We start from the raw sequence: 13,108 nt of genomic DNA on the forward strand, positions 1-13,108 counted from the left end.
GTTCGGATGCCGAGGAGGCGGCGGAAACCCCTGGTCCGAACGGGTGCGGACCAGGGGTTACGGCTCTGTCTGCCCGGATTTCGTAACGGTCACCGACCGGGCAGGCTCAGGCCAAGGCTCAGCGGCCGGCCGCCGCGTCGCACTCCTGCGCGCGCAGCGCCCGGGCCAGGTCGTCCCGCGCCTCCAGCACCAGCCGCCGCAGCGCCGGCGCCGCGTCCTCGTGCCCGGCGAGCCAGGCGTCCGTCGCCTCCAGGGTCTCCGGCCGGTCCTGCAGCGCCGGGAACAGCCCCCGCACCACATCCATGCCGATCTGGATCGACCGCTCCCGCCACACCCGCTCGATCGCCGCGAAGTACAGCTGCGCGTACGGCGCGGTCAGCTCCCGCTGCGACGACTGGGCGAAGCCCGCGATCGTCGCCTCCACCAGCGCGTTCGACAGCGCGTCCGACTCCACCACCTGCGCCCACGCCTGCGCCTTGACCGCGGCCTGCGGCCGCGCGGCCAGACACCGCACCTGGTGCCGCTTGCCGGACGCCGTGTCGTCCCGGGCCAGCTCCGCCGCCAGCACCGACTCGTCGGCCGCCCCGTGCGCCGCCAGCGGCTCCAGGAACACCCAGCGCAGCTCCTGGTCCACCTCCAGGCCCTCGATCCGCGCGGTGCCGTCCAGCAGCTCCGTCAGCAGCTTCAGGTCCGGCTCCGAGGAGGCCGCCGAGGCGAAGAACCGCGCCCAGGCCAGCTGGTGCTCGCTGCCCGGCGCGGCCGACCGCAGCTCCCGCAGCGCCCCCTCGGCCAGCAGCGCGCCGCCGGTCTCCCGCCAGGCCGGCGCCGCGTAGTGGGTCAACGCCGTGTTCGCCCAGGCGTGCAGCATCTGCAGGACGCCGATGTCCGACTCCCGGCCCGCGAACCGCAGCACCAGAGCGATGAACTCCCGCGCCGGCAGCAGCCCGTCCCGGGTCATGTTCCACAGCGCCGACCAGCACAGGGCGCGCGCCAGCGGATCCGTCAGCCCGCCCAGGTCCGTGCGGAGCGTCTCCAGCGAGGTCGCGTCGAACCGGGTCTTGCAGTAGGTCAGGTCGTCGTCGTTGACCAGCACCAGCTCCGGCGCCTGCTGTCCGGCCAGCTCCGCCACCACCGTGCGCGGCTCGTGCACGTCCGTCTCCGCGCGCGCGTACCGCTCCAGTGTGCCCTCGGGCGTCCGCCGGTACAGGCCCACCACGATCCGGTGCGGACGCAGCTCCGGGTGCGATTCCGGGGCCTCCTGGACGACGGCCAGCTCGGCGATCCGCCCGCCCGTGGTGTCCAGCAGCACCTGCGGGGTCAGCGCGTTCACGCCCGCCGTCTGCAGCCACGACCGCGCCCACGCGCTCATGTCCCGGCCGCTCGTCTCGCCCAGCACCGACAGCAGGTCGCCCAGGCGCGTGTTGCCGTACGCGTGCCGCTTGAAGTAGCGCCGGGCGCCCTCCAGGAACGCGTCCTGGCCGACGTACGCCACCAGCTGCTTGAGCACCGAGGCGCCCTTGGCGTAGGTGATGCCGTCGAAGTTCAGCTTGGCGTCCTGCAGATCGCGGATGTCCGCCGTGACCGGGTGCGTGGAGGGCAGCTGGTCCGCCCGGTACGCCCACGCCTTGCGCCGGTTGGCGAAGGTGATCCAGGCGTCCTTGAACCGGGTCGCGCCCACGTTCGCGAACGTGCCCATGAAGTCCGCGAAGGACTCCTTGAGCCACAGGTCGTCCCACCACTCCATGGTGACCAGGTCGCCGAACCACATGTGCGCCATCTCGTGCAGGATGACGTTGGCCCGCGCCTCGTACGACGCCTGCGTCACCTTCCCCCGGAAGACGTACTCCTCCCGGAACGTCACCAGGCCCGGGTTCTCCATCGCCCCCAGGTTGTACTCCGGCACGAACGCCTGGTCGTACTTCCCGAACGGGTACGGGTAGTCGAAGTGCTCGTGGAAGAAGTCCAGGCCCTGCTTGGTGACCAGGAAGATGTCGTCGGCGTCGAAGTACGGCGCGAGCGTCCTGCGGCACATCGCGCCGAGCGGGATCTCCAGCTTCGTGCCGTCCTCGAGGGTGCGGCTGTAGGAGTCCGTCACATAGTGGTACGGGCCCGCCACCACACACGTGATGTACGTCGAGACCGGCTTCGTCTCGGCGAACCGCCACACCCCGTCCACCAGCTCGCCGGCGCCGTTGCCCCACACCGTCCAGCCCTCCGGCGCCCGCACCTCGAACCGGTACGGCGCCTTCAGGTCCGGCTGCTCGAAGTTCGCGAACACCCGGCGGGCGTCGGCCGGTTCGTACTGCGTGTACAGGTAGACCTCGCCGTCCTCCGGGTCGACGAAGCGGTGCATGCCCTCGCCGGTGCGCGAGTACGCGCACTGCGCGTCCACCACCAGCTCGTTCTCCGCCGCCAGGTCCTCCAGGGCGATCCGCGAGCCGTCGAAGACCTCGCCCGGGTCCAGGTCCCGGCCGTTGAGCGAGACCGAGGTGACCCGGGGGGCGATCAGATCGGCGAAGCTGGCGGCGCCCGGCTCGTTGCAGCGGAACCGCAGGGTGGTCACCGAACGGAACGTGCGCGGCTCGCCGTCCCCGTCGCCGACGGCGGACCGCAGGTCCAGGAACACCTCGTAACCGTCGACGGACAGCAGGGCGGCCCGCTCCCGGGCCTCGTCGCGGGACAGATTCTCACCGGGCACGGACGGCACTCCCTTGATCGCGTACAGAGCGGCTGAGACAGGACCGATCCTGCCATGCGGTCCTGACGGCGGACAGCGGGGAATGCGGGTGGCGCCCGCCTCGTTGACGCGGGAAACATACGTTTCGCCAAGGAGCGCCATGTCCGAGACCGCCCCCTCGCCCGGCAAGACCCCCGTCGACTTCTGGTTCGACCCGCTCTGCCCGTGGGCCTGGATGACCTCCCGCTGGGTGCTGGAGGTGGAGAAGCTCCGCGACATCGAGGTCCGCTGGCACGTGATGAGCCTCGCGGTCCTCAACGAGGACAAGCTGGACGAGCTGCCCGCCGAGTACCGCGAGCTGCTGACCACCAAGGCCTGGCCGGCGGTCCGCGTGGTCACCGCGGCCTGGCAGAAGCACGGCGAGGACGTCGTCGGCCCGCTCTACACCGCGCTGGGCACCCGCATCCACAACAAGGGCGAGGGTGCGACCCTGGAGGCCATCGCGGGCGCGCTCGCCGACGTCGGCCTGCCCGCCGAGCTGATCGACTACGCCGGCCAGGAGGACTTCGAGTTCGAGGCCGAGCTGCGCGCCTCCCACAAGGAGGGCATCGAGAAGGTCGGCCAGGACGTCGGCACGCCGGTCATCGCCCTGCCCGGCCCCGACGGCGAGCAGATCGCCTTCTTCGGCCCCGTCGTCACCCCCGCCCCCAAGGGCGAGCAGGCGGCCCGCCTGTGGGACGGCACGGTGGCGGTCGCCTCGGTACCGGGCTTCTACGAGATCAAGCGGACCCGGACCAAGGGCCCGGACTTCAGCAACCTGTAACCGCTGTCCGTACAGGGAAGACCCCCGTGAGTCACGTCCTCACGGGGGTCTTCTCTCATCCGCCTGCCGCCGTGAAGGGTGAGAAGACGATCACGAGGCAGGACGATCCGGGCGCCCGGTCAGGGCGCGAGCAGCAGCACGTCGGCGCGGGACCTGGCGGCCTCGTAGCGCCTGGCCACGTCCTGCCAGTTGACGACCTGCCACATGGCCTCGATGAAGTCGACCTTCTGGTTCTTGTACTGGAGGTAGAAGGCGTGCTCCCAGGCGTCGAAGACCAGGATCGGGGTGGAACCCTGGCCGACGTTGCCCTGGTGGTCGTAGACCTGCTCGACGATCAGGCGGCCGCTGAGCGGCTCGTGGGCGAGCACGCCCCAGCCGGAGCCCTGGGTGGTGGCGGCGGCCTTGGACAGCTGGGCCTTGAAGCCGGCGAAGGAGCCGAAGGACTCCCTGATGGCCTCGGCCAGCTCGCCGACGCCGTCCTGCGCCAGCGGCTCGCCGCCGCCGTCCTTCGGGCCGGTCATGTTCTGCCAGTAGATCGAGTGCAGGATGTGCCCGGAGAGGTGGAAGGCCAGGTTCTTCTCCAGGCCGTTGACCGAGCCCCACGACTCCTTGTCCCGCGCCTCGGCCAGCTGCTCCAGGGTGTCGTTGGCGCCCTTCACATAGGCCGCGTGGTGCTTGTCGTGGTGCAGCTCGATGATCTCCGGGCTGATGACGGGGGCGAGCGCGGAGTAGTCGTAGGGCAGCTCGGGCAGCGTGTAGACGGGCATGGGTGTTCCCCTCCGGAACCTTATTGCAAGTCTCTTGCAACTACACGCTAGCAACAAGTGGATCAGGGCAACAGGAAGGCCCCCACGCGTTTTCGTGTGGGGGCCTGTGTCCGGGGACGCGCGGCGTCTGTGACGATGGGGCCGTGCCCGTGTTGAAGTCACCCGAGGCGGTGGACGCCTGGCTGTCGGACGCCGGATGGTGTCCGGGGCGCCGGTACGACGCCCTCGCCGCCGCGGAGGTGGCGGGTGTCCTGCGGGACTTCCGCGCGGACGGCGGCCGGCTCGAGGTCGTCGCGCCCGCTCTGGCGTTCCTGCGCGAACACGTCGGCCTCGTGGCGCCCCGGCACGCCTCCACCGGCGACAGGGTGGAGTTCCGTCCGCGGCTGATGTACCGGGGCGCGGCGGAAGACGTCCGGGAACTCGCCGACGCACTGGGGAGGAACCTCTTCCCCGTCGCGCACGACACCTACGACGGCGGGACGGTCCTCATGGACGAAGCGGGGCGCTTCTTCTACCTGCACCACAGCGGCGAGTACTTCCTCGGCGAGGAGAAGTACTCGGCGCTGATGAGGTATTCGCGGGGACATCCGCTGGACCCCGCCACGTGACGGGCGCCCCGGGCGGATCCCGCCCCCGCGCTCAGTCCCTGGCGCGCAGCCGCTGCCAGGCGTAGCCGACCGCGGCCAGGACCACGGCCATGCCGCCCGAGGAGTACAGCTGGGTCCGGGTGTCCGGCTCGCGCCACATCAGCACGAAGATCGCGGCCATGCCGGCCAGCGCCACCCAGGTCAGCCACGGGAACGCCCACATCCGCACGACCAGCCGCCCGGGGGCCTCACGCTCGATGCGGCGGCGCAGCAGCAGCTGGGAGACGGCGATGAAGATCCAGACGATCAGGATGACCGCGCCGATCATGTTCAGCAGCCACTTGAAGATGTCGTCAGGCCGCCAGTAGCTGAGCAGCACGCAGACGAAGCCCAGCACGCACGAGGCGACCACCGCGATCCGGGGCACCCCGCCGGACAGCCGTGCCAGCACCTTCGGGCCCTGACCCCGCTCGACCAGCGAGAAGGCGATGCGCGAGGAGCCGTAGATGTTGGCGTTCATGGCGGAGAGGAGGGCGATGAAGATGACCACGTCCATCAGCCGGCTCGCCCCGGGGATGCCCAGGTGTTCGAGCGTGGCGATGTACGGGCCCTTCGCCGTGACCTCCTTGGAGTCCCACGGGACCAGGGTGACGGCGACCGCCATCGAGCCGATGTAGAACACGGCGATGCGCCACATCGCCGTGCGCACGGCGGACGCCACGCCCCGCACCGGGTCCTGGGACTCGGCCGCCGCGATGGTGACCGTCTCCAGGCCGCCGTACGCGAAGACCGAGGCGAGCAGGCCGATCACCAGGCCGTTGCCGCCGTTCGGCAGGAAGTCACTGAGGTTCGAGGTGCCGGGCGCGTCCGTGCCGGGCAGCACGCCCGCGATGGCCAGCACGCCCAGGACCAGGAACAGGCTGATCGCACCGATCTTCAGCGCGGCGAACCAGAACTCGAACTCGCCGAAGTTCTTCACGGCGGCCAGGTTCGTGCCGCAGAACACCACCATGAACAGGGCCACCCACATCCACTGCGGGGTGCCCGGCAGCCAGCCCTGGACGATCTTCGCCGCGCCGATGCCCTCCAGGCCCACCGCCGTGCACTGGAGCACCCAGAACGACCAGCCCGACGCGAAGCCCGCCCAGGGGCCGATGGCGCGCTCGGCGTGCGTGGAGAAGGAGCCCGACGACGGGTAGGCGGCCGACATCTCGCCGAGCATCCGCATCACCAGCATCACCAGCACCCCGGAGAGGGCGTAGGCGAGGACGATGGACGGCCCGGCGGCGGCGATGCCCGCGCCGGAACCGACGAAGAGGCCGGCGCCGATCACCCCGCCCAGGGCGATCATCGACAGATGACGCTGTTTGAGGCCGTGGGAGAGGGAGCCGTCCGCCTGCTGCGGTGCCGTCTCCGTGGTCGTGCTGTTGGGCATGGGTGCTGCTCTCCCCCGTGCGATGGGCGGCAAAACGCCGCCAGTCTCCGCGTCCCGTTCGCTCAGGCGAAGGGTCTGACCACTATCCGGACACCTCTGGTGCGCAGGGTTAATCTACGGTTACGACGACGAGCGTGAACAGGGTTCGTGCACGACTTGCTCGCCCTTTGGCGGGACCCCACAGTCGGAGGGCGTCTCGAAGTACGTGACGGAAACGTCCCCGCCCCAGTGATCAGCGTCACGCCCGGGCCGGTGTAAGCCGCTTCGTTTGTCCGGAGCCCACCAAGCAGCCGCTCAGGCCTTTGTCGAGCGCGGACGGTGATCGGCGCGAACGGGCCGGTATAGCGTCACGGTGTCCCGACGTGTCCACACCACTCCGTGGAGTCCCCATGAGCACCGCCACCGCCACCGTCCGTCCCGGCGCAGTCCTCGCCGACCTGCTCCCGGCCTCCCGCGTCCGCGACGCCGCCCTCGTGGTCGGCGGCGCCGCGCTCACCGGCCTCGCGGCCCAGCTGTCGGTGCCGGTGCCCGGCTCCCCGGTGCCGGTGACCGGCCAGACCTTCGCCGCGCTGCTCGTCGGCACCGCCCTCGGCGCCCGCCGCGGCGTCCTCTCCCTCGCCCTGTACGCGGTCGCCGGCCTGGCGGGCGTGCCGTGGTTCGCGGACGGCAAGGCCGGCACCGGTCTCGTCTCCTTCGGCTACGTCCTCGGCATGCTGCTGGCCTCCGCCGTCGTCGGCACCCTGGCCCGGCGCGGCGCCGACCGCTCGCCGCTGCGCATGGCCGGCGCGATGGTCCTCGGCGAGGCCGTCATCTACGCCGTCGGCGTGCCCTACCTGGCCCTGGCCGCCCACCTGTCCGCCTCCCAGGCGATCGCGGCGGGCCTCACCCCGTTCCTGATCGGGGACGCCCTCAAGGCCGCCCTGGCCATGGGCGCCCTGCCCGCCGCCTGGAAGGCGCTCGGCAACCGCTAGGCCCTGTCAGACAGGACCTGGGCCCGACAGGGCCTGGAGACCGGCACGACAGAGGCTCGCCGGGTCGGGATCACTCCACGACCCTGGCGAGCCTCTTCGTTCCGTACGGCCGGTGAGGCGGTACGGCCGGTACGGCGGGGGCGGATCAGCCGATGGACACCTTGTCGGCCGGGGACTCTGCCGCGGGCGCCGGGCGGGCCGCCGCCATCCGCTGCCTGACCACCGCGATCACCAGCACGATCGCCGCGACCAGCAGCGACAGCAGCACCGTCTTGCGGCCGTCGTGCTCGGTGTCGAACAGCATGTAGACGAGCACGCCCACGATCAGCGTCGCCGTCGCCCAGGTCAGATACGGGTACAGCCACATCCTCACGACCAGCTTCTCCGGCGCCTCCCGCTGGATGATCTTGCGCATCCGCAGCTGCGAGAAGCAGATCACCAGCCACACGAACAGCGCGACCGCGCCGGAGGAGTTGACCAGGAAGAGGAAGATCTTGTCTGGCGACAGGTAGTTGAAGAAGACGGCGACGAAGCCGAACACGACCGAGGCGAGGATCGCGGCCATCGGCACGCCCCGGCTGGTGACCCGGGCGAACGCCTTGGGCGCGTCACCGCGCTCACCGAGCGAGAAGGCCATCCGGGACGCCGTGTACAGGCCGGAGTTCAGACAGGACAGCACCGACGTCAGCACGATGACGTTCATGATCTGGCCGGCGTGGGCGATGCCCAGCGAGTTCAGCGCGGCGACGTAGGAGCCGTCCTTCGCGATGGTCGGGTCGTCCCACGGCAGCAGCGAGACCACGACCAGGATCGAGCCCAGGTAGAAGACGCCGATCCGCCAGATGATGCTGTTGGTGGACTTGGTGACCGCGCGCTGCGGGTCCTCGGACTCGCCCGCCGCCAGGGTGGCGATCTCGCTGCCCATGAAGGAGAACACGACCAGCAGCACACCGGTCAGGATCGCGCCCGGACCGTGCGGCAGGAAGCCGCCGTGCGAGGTGAGGTTGCCGAAGGACGCCTTGTCGGCGTCCACGCCGGGCAGCACGCCGAACACGGCGAGCAGACCGATGACGACGAACGCGCCGATCGCCACGACCTTGATGCCGGCGAACCAGAACTCGAACTCGCCGTAGGAGCCGACGGAGACCAGGTTGGTCGCGGTCAGCACGGTCATCACGATCAGTGCCCAGCCCCACTGCGGGACGGCCGGGACCCAGCCCTCGAGTATCTTCGCGCCGGCGGTCGCCTCGACCGCGAGCACGACGACCCAGAAGAACCAGTAGAGCCAGCCGATGGAGAAACCGGCCCAGCGGCCGAGCGCGCGGTCGGCGTGCGCGGAGAAGGAGCCGGAGGTGGGGTTGGCCGCGGACATCTCGCCGAGCATCCGCATCACGAGGACGACGAGCGTGCCGACGAGGGCATAGGACAGGAGGATGCCGGGTCCCGCGGTGGCGATACCCGAACTGGAACCGACGAAGAGACCGGCTCCGATGACGCCACCGATCGCGATCATCGACAGATGGCGGTTCTTGAGTCCTGCTTGGAGGCCCGAACCAGGGGTCATGGACGGAATTCCTTTGCGCCAGGTGGAGCTGCCCGTACGAGCGGTGTACGAGTCGGTCCAGTGAATCCGAGGCGAACGGAATCGGGAACCTCCGAATCCGTATCGTTACCTGTGGTTCCCTTGAGGATCTATGGCATGACTCACATGCTTGTGGGCCGGCCGGCCGTCGGCACCCTGAGGCTGCTGCCCCGGTAGCGGCGTGTCACACTCGTGGCATGCGCGTGTATCTCGGCTCCGACCATGCGGGCTACGAACTGAAGAACCACCTCGTCGAGTGGCTGAAGGCGGCCGGGCACGAGCCCGTCGACTGCGGGCCGCACATTTACGACGCCCAGGACGACTACCCGCCGTTCTGCCTGCGTGCCGCGGAGCGGACGGCCGCCGACGCCGACGCCCTCGGCATCGTGATCGGCGGCTCCGGCAACGGTGAGCAGATCGCCGCGAACAAGGTGAAGGGCGTGCGGGCCGCGCTGGCCTGGAGCGAGGAGACGGCGGCGCTCGGGCGTCAGCACAACAACGCCAACGTCGTGGCCGTGGGTGCGCGCATGCACAGCACCGAGGAGGCGACCAAGTTCGTCGAGGTCTTCCTGAACACGCCGTTCTCCGGTGACGAGCGGCACGTCCGGCGCATCGAGATGCTGGCGGACTACGAGACGACGGGCGCCCTGCCGCCGATCCCGGCCCACCACCCCCAGGGCTGACGCCGACGCGGACGCGGACCGGGCCCGCCTCCAGGGCCCCGGTCCGCCCGTCCGCCCCTCCCGGCGACCGGCCGGCAGCCCGGGACGCCCACCCGTGGTGCCCCGAGGCGCCCGCTCCGGAGGGGCGGCGAAGTCGCAGGAAAGGACACCCGCTGTGCCGGAAGGGCACACCATTCACCGGCTGGCCCAGGACTACGCCGGGCGCTTCCTGGGGACGGCACCCCGCGTCACCAGCCCCCAGGGCAAGTTCTCCGACGCCGCCGCCCTGCTGGACCGCACCGAGCTGACCGCCACCGAGGCCCACGGCAAGCACCTCTTCCTCGGGTTCCGGGACGCCGACTGGGTCCACATCCACCTCGGCCTCTTCGGCAAGGTCGGCTTCGGCGACGCCCCCGCGCCCCCGCCCACGGACACCGTCCGGCTCCGCCTGGCGAACGACACGTCGTACGTGGACCTGCGCGGCCCCACCACCTGCGCCCTGATCACGGACGCCGAGAAGCGGCAGATCCACGACCGGCTCGGCCCCGACCCGCTGCGCGCGGACGCCGACCCGGCCGCCGCGTACCGCAGGATCTCCCGCAGCCGTACGACGATCGCCGCGCTGCTCATGGACCAGAAGACCGTCGCCGGCGTCGGCAACGTCTACCGCGCGGAGGTGCTGTTCCGGCACGGCATCGACCCGTACCGCGCCGGCCGTGACATCACCCCGGCCGAGTGGGACGCGATCTGGGCCGACCTCGTCGGGCTGATGCGCGAGGGCGTGCGGAACAACCGGATCGACACCGTCCGCCCCGAGCACACCCCGGAGGCGATGGGCCGCCCGCCCCGCGTGGACGACCACGGCGGCGAGGTCTACGTCTACCGCCGCGCGCACCTGCCCTGCCACATCTGCGGCGACGAGATCCGCACCGCCGGCCTCGCCGCCCGCAACCTCTTCTGGTGCCCCACCTGCCAGGGGGCCCGGGCCGACGGCTAGAAACCGTGCGGCAGCCACGGGGCCAGCGGTGAGCCGAACGCCACCGACGCCTCCGTCAGCGCCCCGGGCCTCAGCTCCCGTACCCGGCCGGCCGCGGCCAGCGACAGCAGGGGCACCCCGCCGAGGTAGGCCGAGCCCAGCTCCCGTACGTCCACGGCGAGTTCCGCCGCATCGGCCGTACGCTCGCAGGATGCGCCCTTCGTGTCGCCCGACAGCCGCCAACGCCCCGCGTTCCAGGGGCAGAAGGCGTCCTCCACCTCGAACACCACGTCCACCGGCGCCTGATAGGTCCGCGCCGACAGCGCCGCGCCCACGTCCACCAGCCGGACGAAGGCGTCGTCACGCAGCCGCGGATCGCAGCGGCGGATGTCGGAGACCAGGTACCGCAGGGCGTCGTCCACCGGCCGCGACGGCACCGACAACGTCGTCATCAGGTCGATGCCGAACAGGAAGCGCCACAGCGCGGCCTCGCTCGCCGGGTCCAGCCCGGCCAGGTCCCGCAGCCGTACCGTGCCCTCGGCCGCACCGCCCGCGCTCCACCCGCCCTTGGTGTGGAAGCGGGCGTACCCGGTGATCTCGCCGTCCCGTTCGGCGACCACGCACTGCAACGGCGTCCCCCCGTCCCGATGGCGCTCCGGATCGACCAGGGGGACCCGCTCCCAGTGCGGCTGCCGGGCCAGCATGCCGGGCCGGCGCGGGACCAGGGCCGCGTACACCGCCTCGCAGGCGTCCAGCACCTCGGCCGGCGCCGCGGACCGCACCCGCACCTCGTCGGTGCCGGCGGGCAGGGCCAGGGTCACCCGGCCGGTGTCGATCTCGGCGCTGATCCGGAACGTGGCGACGCCGTACCCGAAGCGGCCGTAGATGGCCGGCTCGGACGCGGTCAGCATCGCCACCGGCTCGCCCCGCGCCTGGAAGTCGTCCAGCTGACGGCGCATCATCGAGGTCAGCACCCCGCGCCGCCGGTGGGTGGCCGCGACGCTCACCATCGTCACCCCTGCGGTGGGGACCGAGGCGCCGCCCGGCACGGTCAGCCGGAAGCTGAACGCCCCCGACGTACCGACGAGCGTGTCCCCGTCCCAGGCCGCGAGGGAGCGGTCGAACTCCGTGGCCGCGCGCTCCACCTCGCGTTCCTCGCCGGAGGTCGGCCCCGCGCCGAAGGCCCGGTACAAGGCGTCGTACCACCGGTCCCACTCGTCCTCGCGCAGCACCCTCAACTCGGTTCCGTGAACAGTCCCCATGCGCCATGCCTATCAGGGCACCGGGGAGCGGGCCAGCGGATTTCCTCCCGGCGCGGGCGCCGCGCGGCCCGGCGTGCGCGCGGCGAAGCGGAATTCCGCACGGGGGACAAGTGGGACCTCCCGTGCCAAGCGGCCGGTCCGCTGGATAGGGTCCCGAACTGATGGCAGCAGGACGACAGCGGCGCGCGAAGGCCGACACGTTCGCGGCCCGGTGCAAGAAGCGGTGGCACCGGGCCCGCGTCGGGCTGCGCAAAAGCGCCGTGGACTACTTCCGCGGCGACGGCTCCGACTGGATCGCCTTCGCCGGACTGCTGCTGACCGTCCCGCTCCTCGCGGCCCTGACCCTGTTCGACTCGGTGTGGTGGTCCCCGGCGAGTCTGGTGCTGCCGATCGTGGCCGGCGGTCTGCTGCTGCGCCCGGCGAGCCTGCTCGGGCTGTACGCGGCGGCGGCCACCGCGCTCATCGTGGAGTCGGTGCGGCTCGGCCCGTACACCGAGGGGCCCTCCCGGGTCACCCCCGGTGTGGTCCTGGTGGTCGCCGCGTGCGGCTTCTTCGGGCTGCTGACCGCGCAGTTCCGCAGCCGGGTCGGGGTGCCCTGGCGGCGCGGCGGCACCATGCTGTTCGACCTGCGCGAGCGGATCCGGGTGCAGAGCAAGCTGCCGAAGCTGCCCAAGGGCTGGCACCACGAGATGGCGCTGCGCCCGGCGGGCGGGCAGTCCTTCTCCGGTGACTTCGTCGTCGCGGCCCGGACGAACGGCGGGCGGACGCTGGAGGTCGTCCTCACCGACGTCTCCGGCAAGGGCATGGACGCCGGTTCCCGCGCCCTGCTGCTGTCCGGTGCCTTCGGCGGTCTCCTCGGCTCGCTGCCCCCGCACGCCTTCCTGCCGGCCGCGAACGGCTATCTGCTCCGCCAGGACTGGGAGGAGGGCTTCGCCACCTCCATCCACCTGGTGCTGGACCTGGACTCCGGGGACTACGAGCTGTACTCCGCGGGCCATCCGCCGGGGCTCCAGCTGAGCGCGGGCAGCGGACGCTGGGAGGAGAAGGCGGCCGAGGGTCCGCTGCTCGGTGTGTACGACGGCGCCCAGTTCGACCCCGTGAAGGGCTCGCTGCGGCCCGGGGACGTGTTGATGCTGTTCACAGACGGTCTGGTGGAGACCGCCGAGCGGGACATCGTGGAGGGCATCGACCGGCTCACCGGCGAGGCCGACCGCTATGTGCCGGGCGGCTTCCACGGCGCCGCCTGGCACCTCATCGAAGCGGTCGCCAAGGACGTCAACGACGACCGGGCCCTGCTGCTGATCTGCCGCGAGACCTCCACGAACCGCTGAACGGATCCGGCACCGAGCCGGTCAGACCGGAAGCC

11 protein-coding genes are annotated in these 13,108 nt (G+C 71.4%); 6 read left to right on the forward strand and 5 right to left on the reverse strand.

What is annotated here, in order from left to right; genetic code table 11:
- Nucleotides 1-118 precede the first annotated feature (118 nt).
- Entirely contained in the window at nucleotides 119-2,698 is a 2,580-nt protein-coding gene (gene pepN / locus AB0E62_RS06710; protein ID WP_362189060.1) for an aminopeptidase N, read from the reverse strand.
- 139 nt (nucleotides 2,699-2,837) lie between these two features.
- On the opposite strand from pepN, the gene AB0E62_RS06715 reads away from it, so the two are divergent.
- Complete coding sequence (locus AB0E62_RS06715) at nucleotides 2,838-3,500, forward strand: DsbA family protein (RefSeq protein WP_362189062.1); 663 nt, start codon at nucleotides 2,838-2,840, stop codon at nucleotides 3,498-3,500.
- A gap of 119 nt (nucleotides 3,501-3,619) precedes the next feature.
- Here AB0E62_RS06715 and AB0E62_RS06720 read toward each other — a convergent pair whose 3' ends face one another.
- Nucleotides 3,620-4,267, reverse strand: a complete 648-nt coding sequence (locus tag AB0E62_RS06720) for a superoxide dismutase (RefSeq protein WP_362189065.1) — start codon at nucleotides 4,265-4,267, stop codon at nucleotides 3,620-3,622.
- A 143-nt stretch (nucleotides 4,268-4,410) separates the two neighbouring features.
- Here AB0E62_RS06720 and AB0E62_RS06725 point away from each other — a divergent pair, with 143 nt between their 5' ends.
- Complete coding sequence (locus AB0E62_RS06725; protein ID WP_362189068.1) at nucleotides 4,411-4,875, forward strand: SUKH-3 domain-containing protein; 465 nt, start codon at nucleotides 4,411-4,413, stop codon at nucleotides 4,873-4,875.
- Between the two features lie 31 nt (nucleotides 4,876-4,906).
- Here the strand turns inward: AB0E62_RS06725 and AB0E62_RS06730 are convergent, their stop codons facing one another.
- Nucleotides 4,907-6,289, reverse strand: a complete 1,383-nt coding sequence (locus AB0E62_RS06730; protein ID WP_362189071.1) for an amino acid permease — start codon at nucleotides 6,287-6,289, stop codon at nucleotides 4,907-4,909.
- A gap of 389 nt (nucleotides 6,290-6,678) precedes the next feature.
- Here AB0E62_RS06730 and AB0E62_RS06735 point away from each other — a divergent pair, with 389 nt between their 5' ends.
- On the forward strand, nucleotides 6,679-7,260 hold the full coding sequence (locus AB0E62_RS06735) for a biotin transporter BioY (protein WP_362189074.1): 582 nt from the start codon (nucleotides 6,679-6,681) through the stop codon (nucleotides 7,258-7,260).
- Nucleotides 7,261-7,405: 145 nt separating this feature from the next.
- Here AB0E62_RS06735 and AB0E62_RS06740 read toward each other — a convergent pair whose 3' ends face one another.
- Nucleotides 7,406-8,824 (reverse strand): amino acid permease, encoded by a 1,419-nt coding sequence (locus tag AB0E62_RS06740; RefSeq protein WP_362189077.1) that lies wholly within the window; start codon nucleotides 8,822-8,824, stop codon nucleotides 7,406-7,408.
- 215 nt (nucleotides 8,825-9,039) lie between these two features.
- On the opposite strand from AB0E62_RS06740, the gene AB0E62_RS06745 reads away from it, so the two are divergent.
- Nucleotides 9,040-9,525: a ribose-5-phosphate isomerase gene (locus AB0E62_RS06745; protein WP_362189080.1), complete on the forward strand. Its 486-nt coding sequence runs from the start codon at nucleotides 9,040-9,042 to the stop codon at nucleotides 9,523-9,525.
- A gap of 154 nt (nucleotides 9,526-9,679) precedes the next feature.
- Nucleotides 9,680-10,501: a DNA-formamidopyrimidine glycosylase family protein gene (locus tag AB0E62_RS06750; protein WP_362189082.1), complete on the forward strand. Its 822-nt coding sequence runs from the start codon at nucleotides 9,680-9,682 to the stop codon at nucleotides 10,499-10,501.
- On the opposite strand, the gene AB0E62_RS06755 is transcribed toward AB0E62_RS06750, so the two are convergent.
- A complete protein-coding gene (locus AB0E62_RS06755) occupies nucleotides 10,498-11,742 on the reverse strand; it encodes a GNAT family N-acetyltransferase (RefSeq protein WP_362189085.1) in 1,245 nt (414 codons plus the stop codon). The two genes, AB0E62_RS06750 and AB0E62_RS06755, sit on opposite strands and share 4 nt — an antisense overlap.
- 161 nt (nucleotides 11,743-11,903) lie before the next feature.
- On the opposite strand from AB0E62_RS06755, the gene AB0E62_RS06760 reads away from it, so the two are divergent.
- Nucleotides 11,904-13,073, forward strand: coding sequence for a PP2C family protein-serine/threonine phosphatase (locus AB0E62_RS06760; protein WP_362189088.1), 1,170 nt, complete (start codon nucleotides 11,904-11,906; stop codon nucleotides 13,071-13,073).
- Nucleotides 13,074-13,108 lie beyond the last annotated feature (35 nt).

It is taken from the genome of Streptomyces sp. NPDC038707 (assembly GCF_040636485.1).
Classification (GTDB): domain Bacteria; phylum Actinomycetota; class Actinomycetes; order Streptomycetales; family Streptomycetaceae; genus Streptomyces.

Excerpts from the sequence above, each read along its gene's own strand:
- AB0E62_RS06720 (WP_362189065.1), bottom strand. The coding sequence starts at position 4,267 with ATGCCCGTCTACACGCTGCCCGAGCTGCCCTACGACTACTCCGCGCTC.
- AB0E62_RS06755 (WP_362189085.1), bottom strand. The coding sequence starts at position 11,742 with ATGGGGACTGTTCACGGAACCGAGTTGAGGGTGCTGCGCGAGGACGAG.
- AB0E62_RS06740 (WP_362189077.1), bottom strand. The coding sequence starts at position 8,824 with ATGACCCCTGGTTCGGGCCTCCAAGCAGGACTCAAGAACCGCCATCTG.
- AB0E62_RS06760 (WP_362189088.1), top strand. The coding sequence starts at position 11,904 with ATGGCAGCAGGACGACAGCGGCGCGCGAAGGCCGACACGTTCGCGGCC.
- AB0E62_RS06745 (WP_362189080.1), top strand. The coding sequence starts at position 9,040 with ATGCGCGTGTATCTCGGCTCCGACCATGCGGGCTACGAACTGAAGAAC.
- AB0E62_RS06715 (WP_362189062.1), top strand. The coding sequence starts at position 2,838 with ATGTCCGAGACCGCCCCCTCGCCCGGCAAGACCCCCGTCGACTTCTGG.
- AB0E62_RS06730 (WP_362189071.1), bottom strand. The coding sequence starts at position 6,289 with ATGCCCAACAGCACGACCACGGAGACGGCACCGCAGCAGGCGGACGGC.
- AB0E62_RS06735 (WP_362189074.1), top strand. The coding sequence starts at position 6,679 with ATGAGCACCGCCACCGCCACCGTCCGTCCCGGCGCAGTCCTCGCCGAC.